This window comes from Amycolatopsis dendrobii, assembly GCF_014145675.1.
Lineage (GTDB): Bacteria > Actinomycetota > Actinomycetes > Mycobacteriales > Pseudonocardiaceae > Amycolatopsis > Amycolatopsis dendrobii.
Map to the genome: position 1 here is coordinate 15,967 of NZ_JACGZW010000027.1, position 24,939 is coordinate 40,905.

At 70.8% G+C, this 24,939-nt stretch carries 24 protein-coding genes; 7 read left to right on the top strand and 17 right to left on the bottom strand.

Annotated elements, in window-relative coordinates:
- Positions 1-5 precede the first annotated feature (5 nt).
- Positions 6-743 carry an MBL fold metallo-hydrolase gene (locus H4281_RS43965; RefSeq protein ID WP_182896769.1) on the top strand — a complete coding sequence of 246 codons (738 nt, stop codon included), beginning with the start codon at positions 6-8 and terminating at the stop codon, positions 741-743.
- Position 744: 1 nt separating this feature from the next.
- Here H4281_RS43965 and H4281_RS43970 read toward each other — a convergent pair whose 3' ends face one another.
- From H4281_RS43970 to hisD, 4 genes are read right to left on the bottom strand one after another with little or no spacing between them, the layout of a single operon-like run.
- Positions 745-1,485 (bottom strand): HEAT repeat domain-containing protein, encoded by a 741-nt coding sequence (locus H4281_RS43970; protein WP_182896770.1) that lies wholly within the window; start codon positions 1,483-1,485, stop codon positions 745-747.
- A gap of 11 nt (positions 1,486-1,496) precedes the next feature.
- The gene (gene hisB / locus H4281_RS43975) at positions 1,497-2,096 is read right to left on the bottom strand and encodes an imidazoleglycerol-phosphate dehydratase HisB (protein WP_037367102.1); all 600 of its coding nucleotides are present in this window, start codon (positions 2,094-2,096) and stop codon (positions 1,497-1,499) included.
- Complete coding sequence (locus H4281_RS43980; RefSeq protein ID WP_182896771.1) at positions 2,093-3,202, bottom strand: histidinol-phosphate transaminase; 1,110 nt, start codon at positions 3,200-3,202, stop codon at positions 2,093-2,095. The genes hisB and H4281_RS43980 overlap by 4 nt, the downstream gene beginning before the upstream one ends.
- Complete coding sequence (gene hisD / locus H4281_RS43985; protein WP_182896772.1) at positions 3,199-4,524, bottom strand: histidinol dehydrogenase; 1,326 nt, start codon at positions 4,522-4,524, stop codon at positions 3,199-3,201. The genes H4281_RS43980 and hisD overlap by 4 nt, the downstream gene beginning before the upstream one ends.
- A gap of 84 nt (positions 4,525-4,608) precedes the next feature.
- On the opposite strand from hisD, the gene H4281_RS43990 reads away from it, so the two are divergent.
- Entirely contained in the window at positions 4,609-5,403 is a 795-nt protein-coding gene (locus H4281_RS43990) for a carbon-nitrogen hydrolase family protein (RefSeq protein WP_182896773.1), read from the top strand.
- A gap of 3 nt (positions 5,404-5,406) precedes the next feature.
- Here the strand turns inward: H4281_RS43990 and H4281_RS43995 are convergent, their stop codons facing one another.
- From H4281_RS43995 to eccB, 4 genes are read right to left on the bottom strand one after another with little or no spacing between them, the layout of a single operon-like run.
- Positions 5,407-6,444 (bottom strand): TIR domain-containing protein, encoded by a 1,038-nt coding sequence (locus H4281_RS43995; protein ID WP_182896774.1) that lies wholly within the window; start codon positions 6,442-6,444, stop codon positions 5,407-5,409.
- A gap of 41 nt (positions 6,445-6,485) precedes the next feature.
- Positions 6,486-7,139: a response regulator gene (locus H4281_RS44000; RefSeq protein ID WP_009074915.1), complete on the bottom strand. Its 654-nt coding sequence runs from the start codon at positions 7,137-7,139 to the stop codon at positions 6,486-6,488.
- Entirely contained in the window at positions 7,136-7,807 is a 672-nt protein-coding gene (locus H4281_RS44005; protein WP_182896808.1) for a response regulator transcription factor, read from the bottom strand. The genes H4281_RS44000 and H4281_RS44005 overlap by 4 nt, the downstream gene beginning before the upstream one ends.
- A 38-nt stretch (positions 7,808-7,845) precedes the next feature.
- Positions 7,846-9,252, bottom strand: coding sequence for a type VII secretion protein EccB (gene eccB / locus H4281_RS44010; protein ID WP_182896775.1), 1,407 nt, complete (start codon positions 9,250-9,252; stop codon positions 7,846-7,848).
- Positions 9,253-9,404: 152 nt separating this feature from the next.
- Here eccB and H4281_RS44015 point away from each other — a divergent pair, with 152 nt between their 5' ends.
- Positions 9,405-10,487 carry a type VII secretion protein EccE gene (locus H4281_RS44015; RefSeq protein WP_182896776.1) on the top strand — a complete coding sequence of 361 codons (1,083 nt, stop codon included), beginning with the start codon at positions 9,405-9,407 and terminating at the stop codon, positions 10,485-10,487.
- Between the two features lie 36 nt (positions 10,488-10,523).
- Here H4281_RS44015 and H4281_RS44020 read toward each other — a convergent pair whose 3' ends face one another.
- On the bottom strand, positions 10,524-10,793 hold the full coding sequence (locus tag H4281_RS44020) for a hypothetical protein (RefSeq protein WP_182896777.1): 270 nt from the start codon (positions 10,791-10,793) through the stop codon (positions 10,524-10,526).
- A gap of 53 nt (positions 10,794-10,846) precedes the next feature.
- On the opposite strand from H4281_RS44020, the gene H4281_RS44025 reads away from it, so the two are divergent.
- Complete coding sequence (locus H4281_RS44025; RefSeq protein ID WP_182896778.1) at positions 10,847-11,614, top strand: MerR family transcriptional regulator; 768 nt, start codon at positions 10,847-10,849, stop codon at positions 11,612-11,614.
- Here H4281_RS44025 and H4281_RS44030 read toward each other — a convergent pair.
- Entirely contained in the window at positions 11,553-12,146 is a 594-nt protein-coding gene (locus H4281_RS44030; protein ID WP_312872294.1) for an NIPSNAP family protein, read from the bottom strand. The genes H4281_RS44025 and H4281_RS44030 overlap by 62 nt on opposite strands.
- An 85-nt stretch (positions 12,147-12,231) precedes the next feature.
- Here H4281_RS44030 and H4281_RS44035 point away from each other — a divergent pair, with 85 nt between their 5' ends.
- On the top strand, positions 12,232-13,185 hold the full coding sequence (locus tag H4281_RS44035) for a GlxA family transcriptional regulator (protein ID WP_182896780.1): 954 nt from the start codon (positions 12,232-12,234) through the stop codon (positions 13,183-13,185).
- On the opposite strand, the gene H4281_RS44040 is transcribed toward H4281_RS44035, so the two are convergent.
- Entirely contained in the window at positions 13,130-14,440 is a 1,311-nt protein-coding gene (locus H4281_RS44040) for an MFS transporter (RefSeq protein WP_182896781.1), read from the bottom strand. The two genes, H4281_RS44035 and H4281_RS44040, sit on opposite strands and share 56 nt — an antisense overlap.
- Before the next feature lie 95 nt (positions 14,441-14,535).
- On the opposite strand from H4281_RS44040, the gene H4281_RS44045 reads away from it, so the two are divergent.
- Positions 14,536-15,483: an Lrp/AsnC family transcriptional regulator gene (locus H4281_RS44045; protein ID WP_182896782.1), complete on the top strand. Its 948-nt coding sequence runs from the start codon at positions 14,536-14,538 to the stop codon at positions 15,481-15,483.
- On the opposite strand, the gene eccD is transcribed toward H4281_RS44045, so the two are convergent.
- From eccD to H4281_RS44075, 6 genes are read right to left on the bottom strand one after another with little or no spacing between them, the layout of a single operon-like run.
- On the bottom strand, positions 15,473-16,849 hold the full coding sequence (gene eccD / locus H4281_RS44050) for a type VII secretion integral membrane protein EccD (protein ID WP_182896783.1): 1,377 nt from the start codon (positions 16,847-16,849) through the stop codon (positions 15,473-15,475). The two genes, H4281_RS44045 and eccD, sit on opposite strands and share 11 nt — an antisense overlap.
- Positions 16,846-17,169 carry a YbaB/EbfC family nucleoid-associated protein gene (locus H4281_RS44055; protein ID WP_037809598.1) on the bottom strand — a complete coding sequence of 108 codons (324 nt, stop codon included), beginning with the start codon at positions 17,167-17,169 and terminating at the stop codon, positions 16,846-16,848. Before H4281_RS44055 ends, eccD begins: the two co-directional genes overlap by 4 nt.
- A complete protein-coding gene (locus H4281_RS44060; protein WP_182896784.1) occupies positions 17,162-17,653 on the bottom strand; it encodes a hypothetical protein in 492 nt (163 codons plus the stop codon). Before H4281_RS44060 ends, H4281_RS44055 begins: the two co-directional genes overlap by 8 nt.
- A gap of 5 nt (positions 17,654-17,658) precedes the next feature.
- A complete protein-coding gene (locus H4281_RS44065) occupies positions 17,659-19,005 on the bottom strand; it encodes a WXG100 family type VII secretion target (RefSeq protein ID WP_182896785.1) in 1,347 nt (448 codons plus the stop codon).
- Positions 19,006-19,008: 3 nt separating this feature from the next.
- Positions 19,009-20,049, bottom strand: coding sequence for a WXG100 family type VII secretion target (locus H4281_RS44070; RefSeq protein WP_182896786.1), 1,041 nt, complete (start codon positions 20,047-20,049; stop codon positions 19,009-19,011).
- A gap of 27 nt (positions 20,050-20,076) precedes the next feature.
- Positions 20,077-20,853: a WXG100 family type VII secretion target gene (locus H4281_RS44075; RefSeq protein ID WP_182896787.1), complete on the bottom strand. Its 777-nt coding sequence runs from the start codon at positions 20,851-20,853 to the stop codon at positions 20,077-20,079.
- Positions 20,854-20,988: 135 nt separating this feature from the next.
- Here H4281_RS44075 and eccCa point away from each other — a divergent pair, with 135 nt between their 5' ends.
- Positions 20,989-24,933, top strand: coding sequence for a type VII secretion protein EccCa (gene eccCa / locus H4281_RS44080; RefSeq protein WP_182896788.1), 3,945 nt, complete (start codon positions 20,989-20,991; stop codon positions 24,931-24,933).
- Positions 24,934-24,939: the final 6 nt, after the last annotated feature.

The following is a 24,939-nucleotide window of genomic DNA, read 5'->3' on the forward strand; positions in this document are numbered from 1 at the left end:
GCCACATGGCTTTCACCGTGACGGTACTGGGCAGCGCGACGCCGTACCCGCGCCCGGACGCTCCCTGCTCCGGGTACCTGGTGCGCCACGAGGACACCGCGATCTGGCTCGACGCCGGACCCGGCACCCTCGCCGCCCTCCAGGAACACGTCTCGCCGGCGGAGCTGGACGCGATCTGGATCTCGCATCTGCACGCGGACCATGTCGCGGATCTGTTGCCGGCGGTGTACGCGCTGTTGTTCGCGGACCTCACCCCGCGGCGGCCGATCCCGCTCTACGGCCCGCCCGGGACAGCGGCGCGGATCTCCGCGTTCCTGAGCAACACCGGGCGCGCGCCGATCGAGGAGGCGTTCGCCGTCCGGGAACTGCACGACGGACACCGGACCCGCGTCGGCGGGCTGCGGCTGGAGACGGTGGCCGTGTCGCACGGCTTTCCGGCGTTCGGGGTGCGGATCACCGACGGGGAGCGGACTTTCGCGTACTCCGGGGATACCGGACCGTGCTCGGCGCTCTCGACGCTGGCGAAGGGGACGGATCTGTTCCTGTGCGAGGCGGACAGCATCGAGCCGTCCGCAGAACACCTGACTCCGGCAGAAGCGGGCCGCGCGGCCGCTGGAGCCGCGCGGCTGGTGCTCACGCATCTCGGTCACACGGTCACCCCGCGCGACGCGGTTCGCCTTGCCGCCGAACACTTTCCCGGGCCGGTGGCGTATGCCGCGCCGCGCACGGTGTTCCGCGTGTGAATCAGATCGTGCGGTCCCCGGGCCAGGTTCGCTTCAGCGGCGGAATCTCGCCCTGCATGATCCGCGCCCATTCACGCTGATCCCGAGACGACTTCGGACGGTGCTCCTCCAGAACCGCCAGCTCCCCCAGCGAACCGAGCGCTCGCGCCGCGGCGATCCGCGTCTCCCGGAGGGTGTCCTGGAGGAGATCGATCAGCAGATCCCGGACGGGGTGTTCCCGCGCCGCTTCGCGCAATCCCGCGTTGCCAAGCCTGCGGACCGCGTGCACACCGAGCGTGCGCACTGCGGCAAAGCGGTCCTTCAACGCCTTCGCCAAGGGATCAAGAGCGCTGCTCTCCCCGGAATCCCCCAGTCCGACGGCCGCGTCCATCCGCACCACAGTGGGATAGCAGTCGAGAACCCTTTCGTACTGGCCGACTGGGTCGAGCTGCCGGAGCCGGCCGAAACCGAATCGGTACCGGGTGACGATCGGAGCTTTGACCGGCCAGGACGGCCGGCGGTCCGCGGCTCTGACCTGCCCGTCCGGGACGAGGGCGAGCAGCGGTTCCGGATCACGATCGCGATCGCGCTCCACGAGGATCCGGATCGCCAGTGTCATCACCGCGCCAGACCGGGTCCCGCAGGTCGCCACCGCGAGGATCGCGTCGTCGACTCCCGGTCCGTCCGCTCGGACAAGCTCCGTCGCCAGTGCCGCGGCCTGCTCATCGGAAGAGCGCAGTACTTCTTTCAGAGAACCGCGCACGTCCATAGCCGTTAAAGCACGCCCTTCGTGGACGGAATCCCGCCTGCCCGCGGATCCGGCTCCGTAGCCGCCCGCAACGCCCTCGCCACGGCCTTGTACTCCGCCTCCGCGATGTGGTGCGGGTCGCGGCCGTGGATGACGCGGACGTGCAGGGCGATCTGCGCGTGGAACGCCAGCGAGTCGAAGACGTGCCGGGTCAGGACGAACGGGTAGTTGTTGCCGATGGTGAACGTGTTGAACTGCTCCGGTTCGCCCACGTGCACGCAGTACGGGCGGCCCGAGACGTCGATCGCGGCGTGCGCGAGGGTTTCGTCCATCGGGATCCACGCGTCGCCGAAGCGCCGGATGCCGCTCTTGTCGCCGAGGGCCTGGCGCAACGCCTGGCCGAGCACGATCGCGGTGTCCTCGACGGTGTGGTGCGCGTCGATGTGGACGTCGCCGGTCGCTTCGACCTTCAGGTCCAGCGAGCCGTGCACGCCGAACGCCGTCAGCATGTGGTCGTAGAACGGCACTCCGGTGGCGATCTCCACCTGCCCGGTCCCGTCGAGGTCCAGCTGGACCAGGATGGACGATTCCTTGGTGGTGCGCTCCACCTTGCCGACGCGGCTCATCGCTTGATTTCCTTACTCGCCTCGAGGAAGGCGTCGTTCTCCTCCGGGGTGCCGACGGTCACCCGCAGGTGGCCTTCGATGCCCACGTCCCGGATCAGCACGCCGTGGTCCAAATAGGACTGCCAGCTGGCCGGCGCGTCGCTGAACTGTCCGAAGAGGACGAAGTTGGCATCGCTCGGCACCGGGGTGAATCCCAGGCCCAGCAAGGCTTCCACGACGCGGTCGCGTTCGGCGGAGAGCCGGTGCACCGACGCGAGGGTGGCGTCGGCGTGCCGGAGGGCGGCGCGGGCGGCCGCCTGGGTGACCTTGGAAAGGTGGTACGGCAAGCGGACGAGCTGCAGGGCGTCCACGATGGCGGGCGCGGCGGCGAGGTAGCCCAGCCGCCCGCCCGCGAAGGCGAACGCCTTGCTCATCGTGCGCGACACGATCAGCTTCGCCGGGTACTCCGCGATCAGCTCGATCGCGCTGGCCTGCGACGAAAACTCCGCGTACGCCTCGTCCACCACGACGATCCCCGGCGCCGCGTCGAGCACGCCGCGCAACTGGTCCAGCGGGATCGACCCGCCGGTCGGGTTGTTCGGGCTGGTCACGAACACGATGTCCGGCTTCCGCTCGGCGACCGCCTCGGCCGCCCGCGCGGTGTCGAGCGAGAAGTCCGCGCGGCGCGGCACCGGCAGCCAGTCGGTACGCGTGCCGGTCGCGATGATCGGGTGCATCGAGTACGACGGCTCGAAGCCCAGCGCGGTGCGGCCGGGACCGCCGAACGCCTGGAGGATCTGCTGCAGGATCTCGTTCGACCCGTTCGCCGCCCACACGTTCGCCTCGGACAGCACGACCCGCGTGGACACGGTGAGGTAGTCCGCCAGATCGGTGCGCAGCGCCACCGCGTCGCGGTCCGGGTACCGGTGCAGCGACGCGGCTTCGGCACGCACGGCCTCGGCGACGTCGTCGACCAGCTCGGGCGGCGGCGGGTACGGGTTTTCGTTGGTGTTGAGCCGGATCGGGACCTCCAGCTGCGGCGCGCCGTACGGGGTGCGGCCCCGCAGGTCCTCGCGCAGCGGGAGGTCGGCGAGGGTGACCTCGCCGCCGGGGGTGGCTTCGTTCATCGGCCGTCTCCTTCGAAACGTGCGGTGACGGCTTCGCCGTGCGCGGGCAGGTCTTCGGCGTCCGCGAGCGCGACGACGCGGGGGGCGATCTCGCGCAGGGCGTCCTCGGAGTAGTCCACGACGTGGATCCCCTTCAGGAAGCTCTGCACCGACAGGCCCGAGGAGTGCCGGGCGAACCCGCCGGTGGGCAGCACGTGGTTCGAGCCCGCGCAGTAGTCGCCCAGCGAAACCGGGGCGTACGCGCCGACGAAGACCGCTCCGGCGTTGCGCACCCGCGCGGCCACCTCGCGGGCGTTCGCGGTCTGGATTTCCAGGTGCTCGGCGGCATACGCGTCCACGACGCGCAGTCCGTCGTCCACAGTGGACACCAGGATGACGCCGGACTGCTTGCCGCCCAGCGCCTGGCCGACCCGCTCGGAGTGCTTCGTCGCGGCGACGCGGCCGGCCAGCTCGGCCTCGACGGCGTCGGCCAGTTCCTCGGAGGTGGTCACCAGGACGCTCGCGGCCAGCGGGTCGTGCTCGGCCTGGCTGATCAGGTCGGCGGCGACGTGCGCCGGGTCGGCCGTCTCGTCGGCGAGAATCGCGATCTCGGTCGGACCGGCCTCGGAGTCGATCCCGATCACGCCGCGGACCAGGCGTTTGGCCGCGGTGAGGAAGATGTTGCCGGGGCCGGTGACGATGTCCACCGGGGCCAGTTCGGCGCCGTCGGTGTCGACGCCGCCGTAGGCGACCAGCGCGACCGCTTGCGCGCCGCCGACCGCCCAGACCTCGTCCACGCCGAGCAGCGCGGCCGCGGCCAGGATCGTCGGGTGCGGCCGCCCGCCGAACGCGGCCTGCGGCGGCGAGCACACGACCAGCGAACGCACGCCGGCCAGCTGCGCCGGGACGACGTTCATCACCACGGTCGACGGGTACACCGCCAGCCCGCCCGGCGCGTACAGGCCGACGCGGTCGACCGGCACCCAGCGCTCGGTGACCGTGCCGCCCGGGACGACCTGCGTCGTGACGTCCTGGCGACGCTGGTCCGCGTGCACCTTCCGGGCGCGCTTGATGGACTCCTCCAGCGCCGCGCGGACCTGCGGGTCCAGCTCGGACAGCGCCTTGGAGAGCTCCTCGGCGGGCACCCGGACCGTCTCCGGGCGCACCTTGTCGAACCGCTCGGTGAACTCGAGGACCGCCTCGACCCCGCGGTCGCGGACCGCCTCGACCACCGGCCGGACCTGATGCAGCGCCGCGTCCACGTCGTACTCGGCGCGCGGAAGCGCGGCACGGAGCTCGGCAGCGGAGGGGACCTGCCCGCGCAGGTCGGTGCGGTTCAACATGGACACCAGGGTACGAGGTGGCCCGCGCGCTCCCGGCAGGGATACTCGGTGACGACCCGCTGTCCCCGGACCAGGGAGGCTCGTGTGCCCCGGATCGCGTTGTGCCAGCTCAACTCGGGCGACGACCCGGAAGAAAACCTGAAAACGGTTCGCTCCGGCGTGGAGGCCGCGGCGGCCGCCGGAGCCCGCGTGGTGGTCTTCCCGGAGGCGGCGATGGCCCGCTTCGGCCGCCCGCTCGCCCCCGTCGCCCAGCAACTGGACGGCCCGTGGGCGTCGGCGGTGGCGTCGATCGCCGCTGAGCACGACGTGCTGGTGATCGCCGGGATGTTCACGCCGGCGGACAACGGGCGGGTGCGGAACACGCTGCTGATCACCGGGCTGGGGCAGCATCTCGGCTACGACAAGATCCACCTGTACGACGCGTTCGGATTCGCCGAATCGGACACCGTCGCGCCGGGTTCGGAGGTCGTGACGTTCTCCGCGGAAGGGACCGTGTTCGGGGTCGCTACCTGCTATGACCTGCGGTTCCCGGAACTGTTCCGGCGCCTGGCCGACGACGGGGCGGATGTGGTGGCGGTTCCGGCGTCGTGGGGCGCGGGGGCCGGGAAACGCGAGCAGTGGGAAGTGCTGGTGCGGGCGCGGGCGCTGGACTCGGGCTGCTGGGTCGCGGCTTGCGGGCAGGCTGATCCTGCGGCGACCGGGGCGGAGGTCAATCCGAAGGCGCCGACCGGGATCGGGTACTCGCTGGTCGCGGACGGGTTCGGGCGCGTGGAGGCGCAGGCCGGGGCCGGGGCGGAGATGCTGGTGGTGGACGTCGACCCGGAGGTCGCGGGGAAGGCCCGGACGGCTACCGGGGCGTTGGCGAACCGGCGGTTGTAGGGGTCAGCTCTGCAGGTGACGCTGGAAGTCGTCGAGTGCCTGGTCGAACTGGGCCGACGCTTCGGGAGCGATTTCCAGCGGAAGGGTCATCTGGACCGTGACGTTCTCGCCGCTGAGCAGTCGCGCGTGCAGGGGGTCCGCGCGCTCGCGGAACTCGTACACGAACGACCTCAGCCGTTCCACAGGCAGATCCGCGTATCGGGCGAGAGCTGCGAAGACTTCGTGCACCTCGTCCGACGGTGTCGCGTAGCCGCGGAGCCGGTAGGACCATTCCAGGAATGATTCGTAGACGGCGACGTAGCGGCTCGCCACGTGGATTATGCGCGGGACGTCCCCGGCTTCGCCGACCGCCCCGAACGCGGCCGTTTGCGCGTCGCCGGAAAGCACCGCGCCGAAGTTCCTGATCACACTCAAAACTGTCGCGAGTTCTCGTTTGATGATCGGCAGAACCTGGTCGACCGGCACGTACTCGGCCGGATGGGAAAAGCCCATGCGATGATCGAGATAGGCGTCGTGCAACCGCTCGACCCCGCGCACCAGCTCGTAAGAAAAGAGCAGATACTCCCAGCCCGCGGGACGTTCGCCGATCAGCACCGTGGCTTCGTGCTCGTTGCGCGGAACGTACCCGTTGAACCCGCCTCCGCCCACCGCGGCGGCGCTGCCCAGTTTCTCGCAGATGGCGCCCGCGATGCCGCTCGCCCCGACGATGTTCCCGTCCAGGTAACTGATGCTGTCCCGGACGCCGTCGAGCTGGGTCGCGTCCAAACGCACCGGAAGCAAATACGGTTCCGGCTGATTGATCGCCCGCAACAACACGCTTCGCCGCTCGAACCTCGTCCACGGTTTGGCCGCGTAATGCCGGGAAACGAACATCACGGCGTACCGTGCGCGTTCTTCGTAAATCTTCGGCAGGTACTCGGTCAGGTCTTCGCCCCAGAGCGAAACCTGCTCGTCCTGGTCGTAGAACACCTTGTACCCGGCGGCGTTCACCTCGCGGACGACAGCCTCGACGAACTCGCGGTCTTCTCCGGCGAACGACACCGCGACGTCGTAGTCGTAGGCCCGGGCCGGCTCTCTCGCGGTCAGCGCAGCAGCCCTTCCCGGATCGCCACCCGGACGAACCCCGCCCTTCGCCGTTCCCCCGTCTTGTCCCGGATCCGGTCCAGATACGACCGCACCGTCCGGACGCTGATGTCCAGGATCTCCGCGACGTCGACGTCCCGCTCCCCCGCCGCCACCAGGCGCAGGACCTGTTTTTCCCGTTCCGACAGCACGATCTTCGGCCCCGCGTGCCGTTCGTCGCTGTCCTGGATGATCATTCCGGCCAAGGTCGGCGAGACGTACGCGTTGTCCTCCGCGATGGTCCGGATCGCGCGCAGCAGTTCGTCCCCGTCGACGTCCTTCGACAGGAAACCCTTGGCACCGGCCTGCATCGCGCCGAGGACCTCGGGCTGTTCCGCGTGTGCGGACACCACGAGCACCTTGTGCCCCATCTGCCCCACCTCGAGCACCGCCGCCGCGTCCTGGACGCCGCGCAGTTTCAGGTCGAGCACGACCACGCTGCCCTTCGGCTGGTCCTGCACCGCGAACCGCGCCACCGAGTCGGCTACCGCGCCCAGTTCGATGTCCGGGGCCTCGTTCAGCACGCGCGCGACCGCGTCCCGGTACAGCGGGTGGTCTTCGATCACCCCGACCTGGATGGGTCCGCTCCGGCGCCGCCCCTCGTCGGCTTTCACGTCACTGTTTCCTTCCCCACCAGGCCGCGGCGGATCGCTTCCTTCACGAGGCCGGGGCGCCGCCGTTCGCCGGTCTTGTCGCGGATCCGGTCGAGGTAGCCGCGCACGGTGCGCACGCCGATGCCGAGGATCCGCGCGATGTCGACGTCCCGTTCGCCCGCCGCGACCAGCCGCAGCACCTGCACTTCGCGCGGCGACAGTTCCATTTCCGGCCGCGTGACCGGGCGGTCGGTGTTGTCCTTGATGATCATTCCGGCGACCACGGCCGACACGTACGCGCCGCCGCCCGCGACCGCGCGGATGGCGATCAGCAGTTCGTCGACGTCGACGTCCTTCGACAGGAATCCCTTTGCCCCGGCGGCGATCGCGGCGAGCACCGTCTCCGGTTCGGCTTGCGCGGACACGACCAGCACGTGATGGCCCAGTTCGGCGACCTCCAGCACGGCGGCCGCGCCGGCGACGCCGGGCAGGCCGAGATCGAGCAGGACGACGCTTCCGGCGGGCTGGCGCGCGACGTGGAAGCGGGCGACCGAATCGACCACCGCGCCCAGTTCGACGTCCGGGGCCTCGATGAGGACGCGTTCCACCGAGCGGCGGTACAGCGGATGGTCTTCGATGACGGCGACCTGAACGGCGCCGGGAGCCGGGGAGTCGGGGCGGTCCGGCACGTCGCTGGGTCGCTGCGCTGTCGTGGTCACCGGCTCGCTCACCCCGTTCCCGCAGGCTGCCCGGCCACGGCGGGATCGAGCGCGGGACCGGTCGGCATCAGCGCGAGAAGCCCGCCCGCGACCGGATGCCCGGACCCAGAACCGTAGCCCAGCGACGTGAGCGCCGTCCCGTTCGCCACCGGATATTTTCGTCCTGTGTCCGTGACGAGATAAATCGTGCCGGACCCGGGGTCCGTCGCGACCGCGCCGCGCGAGGGCGGAACGTAGACGACGTCGGCGACCCGGGCGTCGGTCCGGCTCTGCACCGGCAGCGCGCGGGCGCCGGGCGGGACCGGCAGGTCCGCCGAGACCGTCACGCGGCCGTTCTGCGCGCACAGGGTCACCGCGCTGCCGGTGATCGGCGCTTTCCCGGGGATCCGGTCCGGGTACGCCGCCGGATCCGCGCCGCCGGAGCGGGGTTCGCTCACCTTCTTCACCGAGGCGACGTCCGCGGCGCGCACCCGTGCCGGTTCCGGACGGCCCGAGTACGCCGGTTCGTTCGCCGGGGTCGTGACGAGCAGCGCGGCCTCGGTCTGGCCGACGGGTTCGAGACCGTCCGGGCGGACGAGGTAGTAGGTGGAGGCGTTGGCGGGCCCGGCCATCGGGTCGACGACCGACAGCACCTGGCCGACGCGCGTCTCCTGCGTTCCGACGCGCGGGCCGCGGTTTCCCGCGCCGTCGACGGGGATCTCGCCGAGGTCGCGGCCGGCGGGCACGGTGTCGATCCAGCGCGCGGACACGGTGATCGTCGGGTAGCTGTCGAATTGCAGGGCCGCCGCGGCTTCGTCGCTCAGCCGGTACCGGTGGCCGCCCGCGAGCAGGAACCGGCCGCCCTGCGGGACGCGGACGATCACGCCCGAATCGCGCGGCAGCTCGACCCCGGAAGCGGCCGGTTCCAGCAGCACGGCGACGAGCGGTTCCGCCGACGCGGGCGCGTCCTGGGTGGTGCGGCTGCAGCTGGTCCACGGGGTGGTGATCAGCGTGCTGGGCAAGGAATCCGGCGCGCCGACGATGCCGATCTGGGTGCCGCGCGGGGCCGTGCCGAGCTTCTCGGCGGGCACCGTGACGGTCTCCTGGCCGTTGCCGCCCGCGAGCAGCCGCGCGGAAGCGTAGTTGAGCACCGGGTGCACCGCGCCGTCCGCGCCGAGCACGAAGCGCGCCCCGCTGTCCTCCTCGACGATCACCTTGCCGCCGGCCAGCCAGTCCTTCCCGCCGGACGGGCTGACCAGGCCGATCACCCCGAACACCGCGGTCACGAGCAGGGCCGCGCCGACGCCGAGCAGCGTGCCGAGCACGAGACGGCGGCTGGGCGACACCGGATGGTTGGCGTCCGCCGCGACGAGCGCGGACACGAGACGGCGGCGCAGGAACTGGTACGCCTGGATCTGGTCCCGCTGCGTCCACACGCTGTCCCGGCCCCCTGGAGATCACATCCGCTTCTCGCGCAGGCTAGACAGCTCCCGAGAGGCGCACGAGGGTAATTTTTACGCCCACGCGCCCGCGCGGGGACGCTAGCGTTCGCGGGGCCGGGTCGCTGCCCGGGGAAGAGGGGAATGCGTTGTCCGTGTCCGCGCCGCCTGCCCCGGCTCACGCCCGCGCTCCCGGGACGCCCGGGATCTCAGGCGCCGCGCCGTGGCCGTGGCTGCTGCCGATCCGCCCGTTGCAGGCTGCCGGATGGGAGATCGCCGCGCTGGCGCTGCTGCTCGCGTTCACCGTGCACGGCCTGGCCCAGCCGATGCGGATCACCATCGCCGCGCTGGCCGGACTGCTGGTGGCGACGACGTCGGTACGGGTCTCCGGACGGCATTTCGCCGGCTGGGCGTGGACGTGGCTCGCGCATCGCCTGCGTCGCCACGACAGCCGCCGCGACAGTCCGGACGCGCTGCTGCGTATCGCCGGTCCGGTGAAGGTGCGGCAGCACGTCGACCGCGCGGGCAACCGCTTCGGCGTCGCCGAGGTCGACGGCGACTGGAGCGCGATCGTCCGTCTCACACCTGGCGCCGGGGAGCCTTCGACCGACGAACTGCTGGCCATCCTCCGCACCACTTTCCAGAACACCGACATCCCGCTGGCCGCCGTGCAGTTGCTGACGTGGGCGGTGCCAAGGGATTCGCGGGTGTATCGGGTGCGCTGGCTAGCGGTGCGCTACCGGCCGGAAGACGCGCCTATCGCCGCCCTCGCCCGCGGCGGCGGCGAACTGGGAGCGCTGCGGAGCACGGCGAGTGCGGCGTTGAGCTTGATGGTGGCGCTGGCGGAGGCGGGCTATCCGTCGACCGTGCTGGAGGCAGGCGAGCTGACCAACGAGCTTCGGGTGGCGCTGGGCGTTTCGACCGGAAACCCGGAGGCCGACGGGGATTTCTGGCGCGCGTGGAAGTGGGGCGGGCTCACGCAGACGTGCTACTCGCCGCGGTCTTCGCGCGGCCTCGCCCGGACGTTGGCGGTGGCGGTGCCGGGAACGGCGTTCACCGCGACGTCCGCGACTTTGCGGCGGACGCCGGGTGGGCGGGAGAAGCTCGAGCTGACCATCCGAGTCGGCACGCGGGCGGAGGAAGCACCGGTGCCGCAAGGGGTTTCGGTGGTTCCGCTGCACGGCGAGCAAGGGGCCGCGGTGCGGCGAACGTTGCCGCTCGCGCTCACCTGAGCCCCAAGCCCGAGGGAAGTTCGCGAGGGAATTCCCTCACGAGATCGAGGAATCGCCCCGGAGAAGTCGTTCCAGTTCGTTGCCCGCATCGTCGCTTCCCGCGTCCGCGAGCCGTTGCAGCTCCCGCAGATCGCGGTTCTCCACCGCCCTGCGGGTCAGCAAGCGTCCGGCGTGTTCGCTGCCCTCGTCGAGCAGTTCGGACAGTTCGGCCAGGTCGCCGCGGCCGTCGGCGAGGTCGGCGAGGCGGTCCAGTGCGGTTTCGTTCCCCTCGTCGGCGAGCGCGCGCAGGGTGTCGTAATCGTGCATGCGGCCAGCTTCCGACCTTGCCCCTGGGACAAGGTCAAGCGCGATACTGGGGCATGCTCACCATCGGCCAGCTCGCGCGCCAAGCCGGGGTTTCGGCCAAGGCGGTCCGCGTTTACCACGCCAAAGGGCTCCTGCCCGAGCCCGTGCGCGACGCCTCCGGATACCGCCGCTACGACGCGCAGGCGGTCGTCGACCTGGCCCGGATCGTCACGCTCGCCAAGGCCGGGGTCCCGTTGGCGCGCATCCCGGAGGTGCTGGACGCCGACGAGACCGCGCTCGCCCGGATCGACGCCGAGTTGCGCGACCGGATCCGGCAGCTCGAACAACGCCGTGCCCGGCTGCGGGACCTCGATCGGCCCGACCGGCTCTGTCTGCCGCCCGAAGCCATCGCGTTCATGGACCGGCTGAAGCCGCTCGGGCTCTCCGCGCGCCACGAGAACGCGATCCGTGACGGCTGGATCCTTGCTTGCGCGCTCGCCCCGGAGGTCGCCCGCGCCATTGTCGTCAGCCGCACTGCGTTGCTGGACGATCCGGAGTACGTCGCCGTTCTCCGCGCGTACGACGAGGCGATCGAGTGGAGTCCCGACGATCCCAGGCTCGAAGCGATCGCCGACGCGGCCGCCGAGCTCGGCCAGCGGATGACGTTGCCGTCTGATCTGCCGGACTTCCGGAAGGTGCCCCGCCAGGTCGTCGAGCTTCTCGCCGCGCATCTCGACAGCCCCGCGTGGCAGCGCATCGACCGGCTCGTCGCGCGGCGGATCAGCGAAGCGAAGAACGCGACGTCGGAGCCAAGCGAAGCCGCTGCACGTAGTCAGCGGTAGCCAGCCGGGATTCGAACGCCCGCAACGACTCAAGATCCGGGAAAACCCAGACCCCGGCCCGGACGTTCTCCCCTTCCCGCACCGGCAGCGCGCGGAAGGTGTTCTCCGCGGGTTCGGTGACGAAGGAAGCGAACGGCTCGGCGAAATCCGCGGCAGGCGGGCCGATCAGCACCAGGATTCGCGAGGACGACTCGACGGGATCGAGTGGCCGGGACATCGGCGGGAAGTCGGTTTCGGGGCGGAGCAGCAGGACGTCGTCGCTGTCGAGCATGGTGGCGTTCGCGGCGTCGCGGTGTGTCCGCCAGGCCTCGCCTTCGAGGTAGAACGCCGTCAGCGCGGCGTGCCGGGCCGTCATGTCCGGGAAGGAACGGAACCACACGAACCGGTCCGGGTCGTCCTCGTCGCGGAATTGGCCGACGACGGTGCAGCCCGCGGCCTCCTGCGGTTCCACCAGCTCGCGGTCGAACAGGTCGATCAGGACGTCCCGTTGCCCGGGCCGGAGGGTGTACTGGCGGAGTTCCACGACGGTCACGGCAGCGAATCTGCCACCCCGCCGCGGCGAGATCGAGTGGCAGGACTGACACCTTCCGCACAATTCCTGCCGTATCCTCGGATCCATGCGAACCGTCGCGGTCGCGCTGGTCGACGACATGCCGCTGTTCGAGCTGGCCATCGCCGCCGAGGTGTTCGGGCCGTCCCAGACCGACCTCGCCGACCCCTGGTACGAGCTGCGGTTCTGCGCGGAAAAGCCGGAAACCCGCACCGAATTCGGCTTCCGCCAGCACGCCAGTCACGGGCTCGACGCGCTCAGGGACGCCGACACCGTGCTGGTTCCCGCGCTGCCGTATGCGTGTGTCCAAACTGGACAACCGATCCCGGTGCCCCTGGTGAACGCCGTGCAGGAAGCAGCAGCCCAAGGCGCGCGGATTGTCTCGCTGTGCACCGGCGCGTTCGCGCTCGCGGCTGCGGGGCTGCTGGACGGCCGCCGCGCGGCGACGCATTGGATGTACGCCGCCGCGCTCGCCATGCTGCATCCGCGGGTCGAGGTGGACGCGTCGGTGCTCTACGTGGACGACGGGCAGGTGCTCACCAGCGCCGGGCGCAGCGCGGGCATCGACCTCTGCCTGCACGTCGTGCGCAGCGACCTCGGCGCGCACGTCGCCAACGAGGTCGCGCGCCGGATGGTGCTGCCCGCGCATCGCGGCGGCGGGCAGGCGCAGTACGTCTCCGCGACGGTGCCGGAAACCGACGACGCCGGCCTCGGCCCGGTGCTGCACTGGGCGACGCGCAACCTCGACCAGCCGCTGACGGTCGAGCAGCTGGCCCGCCGAGCCGGGGTCAGCCCGCGCACGTTCGTCCGCCGGTTCCACGAGGCCACCGGGACCACGCCGTTGCAATGGCTGCTCGACCAGCGCGTCCTGCGCGCCCGCAGCCTGCTGGAATCCACCGACCTGCCGATCGGCCTGATCGGCGAACGCAGCGGCCTCGGTTCGGCGGCCAACCTGCGCCGCCACTTCACACTCCGGCTGGGGACCGCTCCGACGGACTATCGGCGCGCGTTCCGCGGATGAGCCCGAGCGCGGCCAACCCCGCCGCGGCAGTCAGGCCGACCGCGGTCCAGCACGCGACCGTCACGTCAGTGGCGAGGAAAACCGTGGTCAGCACAGCGACTCCGGCAGTTCCGCCGAGTTGCTGCACCGCGTTCAGCAACCCAGCCGCCGAACCCGTCTCCGAAGGACGGACAAGCGCCAGCGCCGCGGTGAAGAACGGCACGGTGAACAATCCCGTTCCCGTTCCCGCGATCGCCAGCGGGAGCAGCAGCGGCCAGCCGAGCGCGATCCCGGCGATCCCCGCAGCCAGGAAAACCATGCCAGCAAAGAGAATCCGCGTACCGAAACGCGGAACGAACCAGCGTCCGGCCACAAAGGACGATACCGCCAGCCCGCCCGACCACGGCAGCAACGAGAGTCCGGCGGTCCGGGCGTCGGCATGCTGGGTCAATTGCAGGAACAGCACAACGACCTGGGTCAGCCCGGTCATCACGGCGAAGAACAGCACCGACGTCAGCAACCCGGCGGGAAAACCCAAGCCGCGGAAAAGGCTGCGCTCGATCAGACCGCCGCGAAACCGTTGTTGCAGAGCAAAAACCACCAGCACCACCACCCCGGCGGCGACGAGACAGCCGTTCCACTGCGAGAGGAGCGGATAGACGACGAGCCCGGCCCCCAGCACCACCAGGCCGGTCCCGAGCAGGTCGAGCCGCGGCCGGACGGCGGATCGGTCTTCCCCGAGCAGCCCGGACGCGGCGAGCACGGCGAGTCCGAGCGGGACGTTCACCAGGAACACCGACCGCCACGACCAGGCGTCGGTCAGCAGTCCGCCCAGCACCGGACCGCTCACCGCGGCCAGTCCCATCACCGGGCCGATCAGGCCGAGCGCCCGGGCCCGGGCCGCGCCGTCGAACAGGACGCGGATCAGCCCGATCGTCTGCGGGATCACCAGGGCGGCCGAAGCTCCTTGCAGGGCCCGGAAAACAAGCAGGAACCCGGGCGTGGTCGCGGCCGCGCACAGGGCCGAGGCGAGGACGAAACCGGCCATGCCGAACTGGAAAGTGCGGCGTCGGCCGAGAACGTCGCCGAGGCGTCCGCCAGTGATCAGCAAAAGCGCGAAAGGCAGCGTGTATCCGACAGTGTAGAAGGAGATCGCGCCGCCCAGTTCGGCGTGCACCGCGGGCGCGGCGACCTGGACGATCGTGGTGTCGAGGAGGTTCATCGCTTCCGCGACGAGCAGGACCGCCAGCGCGGCCCAGCGGCGTGAATCGTTCATGCTGCCAGCCTGGGCAGCGGCCAGGCAACATTCCAGCCACCAGCGCGAACGAGCAGAAATCTTCCACTCAGGACAGCTTAGTGCAGAATCAAGCCATGCTCGACGAGCTTGACCACGCCCTCGTCCACGCGCTCCAGATCGACGGCCGCGCCGCGTTCGCGCGGATCGGCACCGTCCTGGGCGTCTCGACACAGACCGTCGCGCGCCGCTACCGGCGGCTGCGTGCTGAAGCCGGACTGCGCGTCGTCGGGCTGGCCGCACCCCATCGCGCCGGGCAGACGCAGTGGCTCGTGCGGCTCACCGTCGTCCCGGCGGTCGCGCAACGGGTCGCCGACGCGCTCGTCCGCCGCACCGATACGACCTGGGTCAAACTCGCCGGCGGCGGCACGGAAATCTGCGTCATCGTCCACAGCGCGAACAACTCGGAGCACGGCCTGCTGCTGCACGACATCCCGCGCACGACCGGCATCACCGCCGTCTCCGCGCACCAGCTGCTGCACCTGTACCACGGCGGACCTGCCGCCTGGCTAGGTCGCGCCGAGGTCCTCACCGACGCTCAACGCCGTCAGCTGGAACCGGAAACCCGCGCCACAGCTGCCGAAGCGACCGCAGCCGACAAACCCTTGCTCACCGCGTTGCAGCGAGACGGTCGCCTCGGCCAGACCGAATTGGCGACCGTCACCGGCTGGTCCGCCGCGACCGTCGCCCGCCGGATCGCCGACCTGCGCGCCGCGGAAACCCTTTACTTCGACGTGGAAATCGACGCCCGGCTCTTCGGCGCGACCACGCAAGCGCTGCTGTGGATGGCGGTGGCCCCAGCCGATCTCGACGCCGTCGCCACCGAACTCACCACCCATCGCGAGCTAGCCGTCGTCGCCGCGACCACCGGGCCGACGAACCTCCTCGCGCACGCGCTCTGCGCCGATCCGCCTGCCCTGCACCGCTACCTCACCCACCGGCTCGGCGCGCTGCCCGGCATCCGCTCCTGCGAAACCGCGCCGGTCCTGCGGACGCTCAAAGCCGCCAGTCCGCTCAGCCGCTGACCGCCTCGTACACCCCGGCGATCAACGCCACGAACGGCACCAGCGACAGCAGCACCAGGAACTCGGAAATATCCAGCAACCGCGACCAATACGGCGATCGCACCCCGCGGGCGACCCGCGTCGCGTAGAACAACGACACCACCGCGGCCAGCACCAATGCCAGCCCGGCCGCGAGCAGCGCGATCCGCTGGTTGTCCGCGATCAGCCAGAAACCCGCGGTCAGCAACGCGACGAGGCCGAAGCCGACCAGCACCAGCCGTTGCGTGCGGCCCGCGTACGCGCGCGAACGCTGGATCCACGCCGTCCCGACAAGCGCCGCCAGCCCGGCTTCCCACGGTCCGCCGGTGGCGAGCACGATCGACGAGCCGATGACCACGAGTCCGAGCGCCACCAGCAAGCTCGTGAGCAAGGCCTGCGCGTACGTCGTCCGCCCGGCCATTTCGGCACCGAGCGACGGCTGTTCGTTGGCACGGAAGGATTCCATGTCGTCCGGCACCCGAGGAAGCGGCATCCGGCCCAGCCGCAGCGCGAGCATCGGCGCGACGGCAGCCAACGCAGTCGCCAGGACGGCCGCGACCGCCGCGGCGGCAACCGGCTTCGCGCCAGTCAGCAGCACGACACCAGTCGCGATCGCGCCGATCCCGGCCGAACCGACGACCGCGACGAAGAACGGCAGCCGGTCCGCCACCGAAACCGCGGCCAGCACTCCGTAAACAGTCACCGCGGCGAGCCCCGCGGCAAGCGGTCCGGCGGAGAGCGAGAACACCGAATGCGGCGGCAGCAACGAGATCCCGGACAGGAACGCCACGCCGACCCCCGCCAGCGCCCCGGCCGCGCCCGCGCCCGAGTCGCCGTACGCGCGGCTCAGCGCACCGCCGCCGAGCAGCAGCACTATCGCGAGCAGCCCGGTGCCGATCGGCGCGAGCACGCTGCCCGCCAGCGACGCCTGGATCAGCAGCCCGCCCGCGAACAACAGCAGAGCGGCCGCGGTGATCCCGGCCCGCCGCGCGACCTTCGGCCCCCACGCGGTCGACGCGGATTCGCCGACGCTCGCGATCGAGTCGACCACGTCGTCGAACAGCAGCGGGCCGCGCGGACGTTCGCGCGGGGTCAGGTGCAGCACCTCGCCGTCGCGCACTTGCGCGGCGGCCACGGTGAGCCCGAGCGCGAGCGGCGCGCCGCCGAGCCGCGACAGCACCCAGCCCGGATGCTCGGCCGACGCCTGCCCGGCCGCCCCGGCGAGCCGGACCAGCTGCGGCACCAGTTCGGCGAACGTGCTCTGCTGCGGCAGCGCGACGTCCACCCTGGCGCGCGGGGTGACGATCGTGACGCGCCGGGTCGACCCGGCGACGGCCGGCGCGCTCACTGCTGGGACCTGGACGCCTCGATCACCGGGGCGAACTTCGCGCTGCTCGCCTCGGCGAGCTTCTGCAGACCGGCGTTCACCGCTTCGAGGACGATCTCCGACAGCGTGCGCGCGTCGTACTCGCGGATCGCGCGCTGGTCGATGTCGACCGAGGTGAACCGGCCGTCGCCGCGCAGCGTCACGGTCACCTCGTTCTGCCGCGAGGCGGCCTTGACCTCCATCGCCTCGACCGTGCGCTGGATCCGCTGCACCTCTTCGGTCTGCTTGCGGACCTGCGCGAGCAATTCGTCCATGTCCGGCACGGCATACGGTTCAGTCACCGTCGTTCTCCTTCTCCTGCGGGGTTTCCCGGCGGACGTGCACGCTGGCCACGAACTTCCGGAAGTCGGGGACGAGCGTGCGCGCGTCCTGCGGATCGGCCGTGCAGACCAGTTCCAGCACGACCCGCCCGGCCGGGCCGGGCACGGTCAGGAACACCTGGATCTGCAGCAGATCCTGGCCTTCGCCGGTGCGCATCCGCAAGGTCTGGGTGCAGCCGGGCGCGGCGGGGCCGCCGACCTCCTGCCGGTCGGCGACGTCCAGCAACGCCATCGTCCGGCCGAGCCGTTCGACGGCCTCGTCCGCGATGTCCTTCATCGGCAAGCAATCCTGGCGCTGCTGGATGCCGAGCGTGATGTTCGGCGTGAAATCCGCCTTCGGATTCGGGTGCACGGCGACGAAAACGAGACCGGGCGCGATCGGCGGCACCGGCGTCCAGCCCTCGGGGACGTCGAAGCCCAGCGGGAGCGTCACCAGATCGGCCATGGCGCTCACCAGGAACCCACATACTGCGCCGCGTCGTCCCAAGCCCCGCCCAGCGCGTCGGCCGCCTCGCCCGCCGCGTCGCCGACCGCGTCTATCGCCGCGCCGCCGTACTCGCTGACCGCCGCGCCGACCTTCGGCAGGTCGATGTCGATCTTCGCGCCGAGCCCGGCGCCGAGCCCTAGCGCGGCACCCGCCTTGAAGTTCATCTTCAGGTGCCCGTTGTCATACACGAACTGCCCGTCGAGCTGAGCGCCGATTCCATATTGGACACTCCCGCTCGCGCCGACGCCGACCCCCGCGACATCCGCCGCGACCTGGCCCTCCAGCTTGCCGCCCGCGAAAGCGTTGGCATGCACGCCAAGCCCGTGCAGCCCGAGCTGTCCCGACGCGCTGACCTCGCCGCCCGCGAAAGCCGAACCGCGAGCGCTGCCGTGCGCGACGCCGTAGCTTCCGCTGGTCCCGATGTCCTCCCGGAACCCCAGTTCCGCGTGGCCGGACGCCTTCGCGTCCCAGCCCTGCGACGAGATTTTCCCGTCGTACTCCGGAATGAAGCCGTCTTGTTCGTGCGCCGTCTTGAGGTAGGTGATCTCGGTGGCGCGGGCGATCTCGCTCTTCAGCTTCGGCTGCCCGAACGGCGTGTCCGCCTTCTTCGGTGCGCGGGTGCCTTCGAGGCCGTTCCAGGTCAGCTTCTTCCAGCCGGAATTGCCGAACCACGACGGCGCCGAACGCGGCCGCTTCCGTCCGTCGAGCGTGTCGCCGTTGACCCAGGACAACGGGCCGTAGCCGCGTTTGCCCAGCTTGCCCGGCTTGCTCATCGGCCCGGCCCACGGCGCGGGGAACAACTCCGCCAGCGCGTCCGACAGCTCGTCCGCGACCTGCCCGGCAGCTGCGACCGCCTGCTCGCCCAAATCCCTTGCGGCGGCGATAAAAGCGCCCACCGCGTTCGGATCCGCCGACCGTGCTTGGTTGATCAGCTGCGCGCCGTACTGATCGAACTGCGAGATGACCGAATCGACCCCGGAACGCGCCCATCGCAATAGCTGTCCAGCCATCGACAGCCGCTTGCTCTGCTCAGCCAGCTTCGTGCCGTCTTCGGTCAACGCGTGTGCGACATCGGACGCTGCTGTCGCATATGCGGCGTACGCAGCACCGTCCCAGTCAGCGTGCAATGCCGTGGCAGCGTCCGCGATTTCGGTGGCTTTGCCGGTAATCGTGGACGCGCTGGTGCCACAGCGGTTCGCCGCCGCCTCGAGCGCCGCCGGGTCGCCGGTGACCCGGCGCTGGTATTCGACCAGCACCTGCCGGTAGTTCGACAGCACCGAGCTGACGACTCCGGACGCGTCCACGGCCACCGGCTACGCGCCCTTCGCGTCGATGTCGACGTGCTGCTGGAAGTGTTTGCCCTGGTAGGTGACGTCGACATCGATGTCCACGTCCTGCCCGGCCGGGGCTTCGACGGTCGACTGGCCGGTGTTCAGGTCGGTGTGGATCACGACCTCGTGCGCACCGGTCGACGGAGCGGGCACCGAAGGCGCGGGCGCCGGAGCCGGGTCCACCGGGATCCAGCTGTTGCCCGGGTTCGCACCCGCTCCTGCACCGCCGCCGGACGGCCAGGCTCCAGTGCCGGTCCCGCTGCCAGTCGGCCATCCGCCGCCATGGGACAGCGCGGGCGGCGTGTAGTTCGTGAACGACGGATTGCCTCCGGGCACTCCCCCGCCGCTGCCGCCGATCGCCGCCTGCCCGGACGCACTCGCGACCGGCGCGGGCATCTGCGGCGCGGTGACCGGCGTGCCGGAGACCGCCGCGTTGCCCGCCGCGCCGCCTGCGTCGGAAGAACCGTGGTGGAACAGCTTTTCGATGTCGCCGATGATCGTCGCGACCTGGCTGATCTGGTTCGCGAGGTCGCCGGCGCCGAGCGCCTTCAGCAGTCCGCCGACCGCGGTGATGAATCCGCGCAGCGTGGCGCTCGTGGCAGTGGAAAGCGCGACCGCGGCCCCGTAGGTCCACCAGTTCGACATCAGCGACGCGACAGTCGGGTTCACCGCGGCGACCACCGACCGGTACGCCTCCTGCGCCGCCTTCACCAGTGTGCCCGAGACGCCGAGCAGTTCAGCGCCCTTCTCGATCACGTTGATGATCTTGGTGAGCTGGTCGAGCGAGTGGGAGATCTTCTGCAGCGCCGATTCCGACGCCCCGCCGGACCAGACCTTGCCGAGCTGATCGGCGGCCTTGCTGAGCTCGGTGTAGAGCGAGGTCAGCTCGGCTGCCTTGTGCAGCAGGTCGAGGACGTGCTTCGCGATCTGCTCCGGCTGGCCGGTGACGATCTGCGGCAGCACGGTGATCGGGCCCCCGCCGGAGGCGGTGGCGTCCATCGCGCTGGAGTTCGGGAAGAGCATCGGACCTCACTTGGTCGGGGTTCGGGGTCAGACGGAGGCGGGCCGGTACACGCTGACCTTGGCCAGTCCGCCGAGGCCCGGATCGAGCAGGCCATGGTTGTAGAGGGCGCCGCCGTCCCCGGCGACGCCGATCACCGGATGGTGGTCGGCGAGCAGCAGCGGTTCCACCACGACGACGTCGCCGCTGTGCACGCCGCCGGGCACGTCGCCGAAGGTGCGCGCGGTGCCCGAATAAACCTCGATCAGGCCGACGCGAGCCTGGTTGTCGGCGTCGCCGGCGAGCCAGTCGTTGAAGTCCGCGACGCCGTGGAACCGGGCGTCGGTCAGCGGATGCTCGGCGAGCCTGCCGAGGTCCGCGTCGCCGAGGTACCGCAGCACGTTGCCGACCGACGAGGGTTCGCCGTGCGCGCCGGCGCTGTCGGTGATCGCCGCCTCGGCCAGGTGCGCCGCGTGCGGGGTGCCCCAGATCGACGTCTGCGACGGCGCCGAATGCCCTCCGCCCCCGCCGTAGCCGTCGGAAACCGCTTCGTCGGCGCTTTGGTAAGCGTCCGCGCTGTGCTTGACCAGGCCGTTGATCTCCTGCAGCAGTTGCAGCAGCGAGCGCACCGCGGTCACCTGCTGCGAGTGCAGCGCCTCGTTCGCCGCCGCGACCACACTGCCGAAACTGGCGAACGTCGTCGGCTGAAGGACGAGTTTTTCCAGGTCTGCGACGGCGTTGATGCCGTGGGCGATAATGCCGCCCACGTTGCCGACGGTGGAGCGCATGGCCTCCGGCTCGGCCCGGTACTCGCCGGTCGTGCCCATGGCGCTCCCTCCCGGTCTCCCGCGAACGACGCACCGGTGCGGGGCGTCTGCGCAGAGCGTAAGTTCGCGCCGCCGGGCGAGCGGACGGCAAAAGTACCCACCGCGACCGGACAACGGGCGGCCAAAATACGGGGCATGAGTTCCACCCGCGACCGCCTCGGCCTGCTCGGCGAGCAGCCTGGGGAGATCATGCTGCAGTCCCCGCCGATGCTGCCCAAGAGCGGCTCCGGCGGCGTGATGCAGCTCATGATGTTCCTGCCGATGATGCTCGGCATGGGCGCGATGTCGTTCGTCTACATCGGACGCGACGGCGGGGTGATGACCTGGATCTTCGGCGCGCTGTTCGTCACCGCGATGGGCGGCATGATCGTGATGTCGCTCGGCCGCGGCGGCATGGCGAAGAAGGCCCAGATCAACGAGGAACGCCGCGACTACCAGCGGTATCTCGCCGGTCTGCGCACGCGCGTGCGCGCGGTCGCCGACTCCCAGCGCGCCACGCTGATCGCGCAGCAGCCGGATCCGGCGGACCTGTGGGCGTACGTCGAAACCGACCAGCACTGGGACCGCCGCCGCGGCGACCGCTCGTTCGCGATGGTGCGCGCGGCCACCGGCCCGCAGCCGCTCGCGACTCCGCTGCGCGCGCCGCAGATCGCGCCGCTGGAAGAGCTGGACCCGGTTTCCTCCACCAACCTCAAGCACTTCATCCAGACGTTCTCCACCGTCGAGGGCCTGCCGGTTTCGATCTCGCTGCGCTCGTACGCGGCCGCGACGCTGTCCGGCCGCCGGTTCGAGGTGCTCGGGATGACGCGCGCGGTGCTGGCGCAGCTGGTGACGTTCCACTCCCCGACCGACCTGCGCGTCGCGTTCTGCGTCGCGCCGGACCGTTCGCACGACTGGGAATGGGCGAAGTGGCTGCCGCACGCCACCGCGCCGGTGCACTCCGACGCGACCGGCCCGCGGCGGCTGTTCGCCGACAGCGCCGCGGAACTCGCGAAGCTGCTCGGCCCTGATCTCGGCGACCGCCCGGCGTTCTCGCGTCGTGGCGCGGCCGCGGATCTGCCGCACATCGTGCTCGTCGTCGACGGCGGCGACTCCCACGGCGAACCGCGGCTGCTGGCCGAGGAAGGCAGGCTGGGCGTCACGGTGCTGGAGATCGGCGGCGACCAGCCGCGCGCGACGTCGACCGACCGGTTGCTGAGCCTGCACGTCGCACCGGACCAGCTCGGCATGGTGGTGCTCGACGGCACCGAAGCGCGGCTCGGGTTCCTCGGCCTGCCGGACCGGCTCGACCACGGCGCGGCCGAAGCGCTGGCCCGGATGCTGACGCCGCTGCACCAAGGCGGCGCGGTGGTCAGCGAACAGCCGATGTCCTCGACGTTCGGGCTCGCCGGGCTGCTCGGCATCGGCGACCCGCGCGACACCGACACGACCGTCACCTGGGCCCCGCGCCCGGCGCGCGACCGGCTGCGGATCCCGTTGGGCGTGAACCCCGACGGCCGCCCGGTCGAACTGGACCTCAAGGAATCCGCCGAGGGCGGCATGGGACCGCACGGGCTGGTGATCGGCGCGACCGGGTCCGGCAAGAGCGAACTGCTGCGCACCCTGGTCACCGCGCTGGCCGTCACGCATTCGTCGGAGAAGCTGAACCTCGCGCTGATCGACTTCAAGGGCGGCGCGACGTTCGCCGGCATGACCAACCTGCCGCACACCTGCGCGGTGATCACGAACCTGTCCGACGACCTCGCGCTCGTCGACCGCATGGCGGACGCGTTGAACGGCGAACTGCTGCGGCGGCAGGAACTTCTGCACGCAGCCGGGAACTACGCGTCGGTGCGCGACTACGAGAAGGCGCGCGCGGACGGCACGCCGCTGCAGCCGTTGCCCTCACTGCTGGTGATCATCGACGAGTTCTCCGAACTGCTGTCCTCGCGGCCGGAGTTCATCGATCTGTTCGTCGCGATCGGCCGGCTCGGCCGTTCGCTCGGGATCCACCTGCTGCTGGCGTCGCAGCGGCTTGAGGAAGGCCGGTTGCGCGGGCTCGACTCGCACCTGTCGTACCGGATCGGCCTGCGCACGTTCTCCGCCGCGGAAAGCCGTGCGGTACTGGGCGTCGCCGATGCCTACCAACTGCCGCCGGTACCCGGTTCGGCTTACCTGAAGTCCGACAACGACACGCTGATCCGGCTCAAGGCCGCCTACGTGTCCGGCGAATTGCCGCCGCGCAGCCGCATCGTGCGTTCGGACGGGCAGCAACTCGGCGTACTGCCCTTCACCCTGGGCCCGGTCGAGGTCCCCGTCGCCGAACAACCCGCCGCCGAAGCTCCCGCGAAGGGCACCGGCGAAACGATCATCGACGCCATGCTGTCCCGTTTGGAGGGACGCGGCCCGGCCGCGCACCAGATCTGGCTGCCGCCGCTGGCCGAACCGCCCACTTTGGACCAATTGCTGCCGCCGATCGGCGAAGACCCGCGCCGCGGTTTGTGCCCGCTCGGCTGGGGCGGCAACGGCAAGCTGACCATCCCGGTCGCGTTGGTGGACAAGCCTTTCGAACAGCGCCGTGACATGCTGTGGGCGGATTTCTCCGGCGCGGCGGGCAACGCGGTGATCGTCGGCGCACCGCAAAGCGGCAAGTCGACATTGATGAAGGACATCGCGGCGATGCTCGCCCTCACCCACACCCCCGCCGAGGTGCAGTTCTTCATCCTCGACATGGGCGGCGGCGCACTGGCCCCGATCGCGGGTCTCCCGCACGTCTCGGGCTACGCCACCCGCCGCGACCCGCAACGCTGCCGCCGGGTCGTCGCGGAACTCGTGACTTTGCTGGAACAGCGGGAAGAATTCTTCGCCGCGCACGGAATCGAGTCGATGGCCGCCTTCCGCGGCCGCCGCGGCGAGTTCACCGAAAGCAACGACGACCGAGAATTCGGCGACGTGTTCTTGTTCGTGGACAACTGGACCACCATCCGGTCCGAATACGAACGCCTGGAAGAACAAATCACCGCGCTCGCCCAACGAGGTCTCGGCTTCGGCATCCACGTCCTGGTCTCGCTCAACCAGTGGATCGGCGCCCGCGCCCAGCTCCGCGACGCCATCAGCACCCGCTTCGAACTGCGTCTCGGCGACCCAGCGGACTCGTCGATCGACCGCAAGGTGGCGCAAAACGTTCCCGCCGACCGCCCCGGCCGCGGCCTGACCGCGGACAAACTGCACTTCCTCGCGGCCCTCCCGCGCATCGACTCCGACCAACGCCCGGAAACCGTCGGCGCAGGCGGCCTGGACCTGGTCCGCCGAGTCTCCGCCGCCTGGACCGGCCCGCGCGCTCCCCAGGTCCGCCTGCTCCCGCCGGAAGTCCCGCTGGACTCCTTCCCCGCCGCCCCGCACGGCCGGATCACCCTGGGCCTGGCGGAGTCGACGCTGCGCCCCGTCCACCTGGACTTCCGGACGGACCCGCACTTCCTGGCCTTCGGCGACGTCGAATCGGGCAAGAGTTCGCTGCTGCGTGCGATCGTCACCGGAATCTGCGCGACTCACACCCCCGACGAAGCCCTGATCCTGGTCGGCGACTATCGGCGGGGCCTGCTCGGCGTGGTGGACCAACCGCACCTGCTCGGCTACGCCGGCGCCGAGAACACGTTGACCGACCTGGTGAACCAATGCGCGACCGCGATGCGCAACCGCCTCCCCGGCCCGGACGTCACGCCCGACCAACTGCGCAACCGCTCCTGGTGGCGCGGCCCGGACCTGTACGTGGTCATCGACGACTACGAACTGGTCGCCACCGCGGGCCGGAACCCCGTGCTGCCCCTGCTGGAATTCCTCCCGCAAGCACGAGACATCGGCCTGCACCTGATCCTGGCCCGCTCCTCCGGCGGCGCCGGACGGGGTCTGTACGAGGCGGTGATCCAGCGAGTCCGGGAACTGGGCTCGCCAGGCCTGGTCATGTCCGGCGGCAAGGAGGAAGGCGCGCTGCTGGGCGATGTGAAGCCTTCGCCGCAGCCTGCTGGCCGGGGAACCTTGGTGTCGCGCCGGCACGGGACGGAGCTGGTGCAGGTGGCGTGGACCAAGCCGGTGGAGGACTGAGCGGGT

Bases quoted from the DNA above. Each gene is read 5' to 3' on its own strand.
- H4281_RS44040 (WP_182896781.1), bottom strand. From the start codon at position 14,440: ATGAACGATTCACGCCGCTGGGCCGCGCTGGCGGTCCTGCTCGTCGCG.
- H4281_RS44020 (WP_182896777.1), bottom strand. From the start codon at position 10,793: ATGCACGATTACGACACCCTGCGCGCGCTCGCCGACGAGGGGAACGAA.
- hisB (WP_037367102.1), bottom strand. From the start codon at position 2,096: ATGAGCCGCGTCGGCAAGGTGGAGCGCACCACCAAGGAATCGTCCATC.
- H4281_RS43965 (WP_182896769.1), top strand. From the start codon at position 6: ATGGCTTTCACCGTGACGGTACTGGGCAGCGCGACGCCGTACCCGCGC.
- H4281_RS44045 (WP_182896782.1), top strand. From the start codon at position 14,536: ATGCTCGACGAGCTTGACCACGCCCTCGTCCACGCGCTCCAGATCGAC.
- H4281_RS43980 (WP_182896771.1), bottom strand. From the start codon at position 3,202: ATGAACGAAGCCACCCCCGGCGGCGAGGTCACCCTCGCCGACCTCCCG.
- H4281_RS44025 (WP_182896778.1), top strand. From the start codon at position 10,847: ATGCTCACCATCGGCCAGCTCGCGCGCCAAGCCGGGGTTTCGGCCAAG.
- H4281_RS44060 (WP_182896784.1), bottom strand. From the start codon at position 17,653: ATGGCCGATCTGGTGACGCTCCCGCTGGGCTTCGACGTCCCCGAGGGC.
- H4281_RS44075 (WP_182896787.1), bottom strand. From the start codon at position 20,853: ATGGGCACGACCGGCGAGTACCGGGCCGAGCCGGAGGCCATGCGCTCC.
- eccCa (WP_182896788.1), top strand. From the start codon at position 20,989: ATGAGTTCCACCCGCGACCGCCTCGGCCTGCTCGGCGAGCAGCCTGGG.
- H4281_RS44035 (WP_182896780.1), top strand. From the start codon at position 12,232: ATGCGAACCGTCGCGGTCGCGCTGGTCGACGACATGCCGCTGTTCGAG.
- H4281_RS44070 (WP_182896786.1), bottom strand. From the start codon at position 20,049: ATGCTCTTCCCGAACTCCAGCGCGATGGACGCCACCGCCTCCGGCGGG.
- hisD (WP_182896772.1), bottom strand. From the start codon at position 4,524: ATGTTGAACCGCACCGACCTGCGCGGGCAGGTCCCCTCCGCTGCCGAG.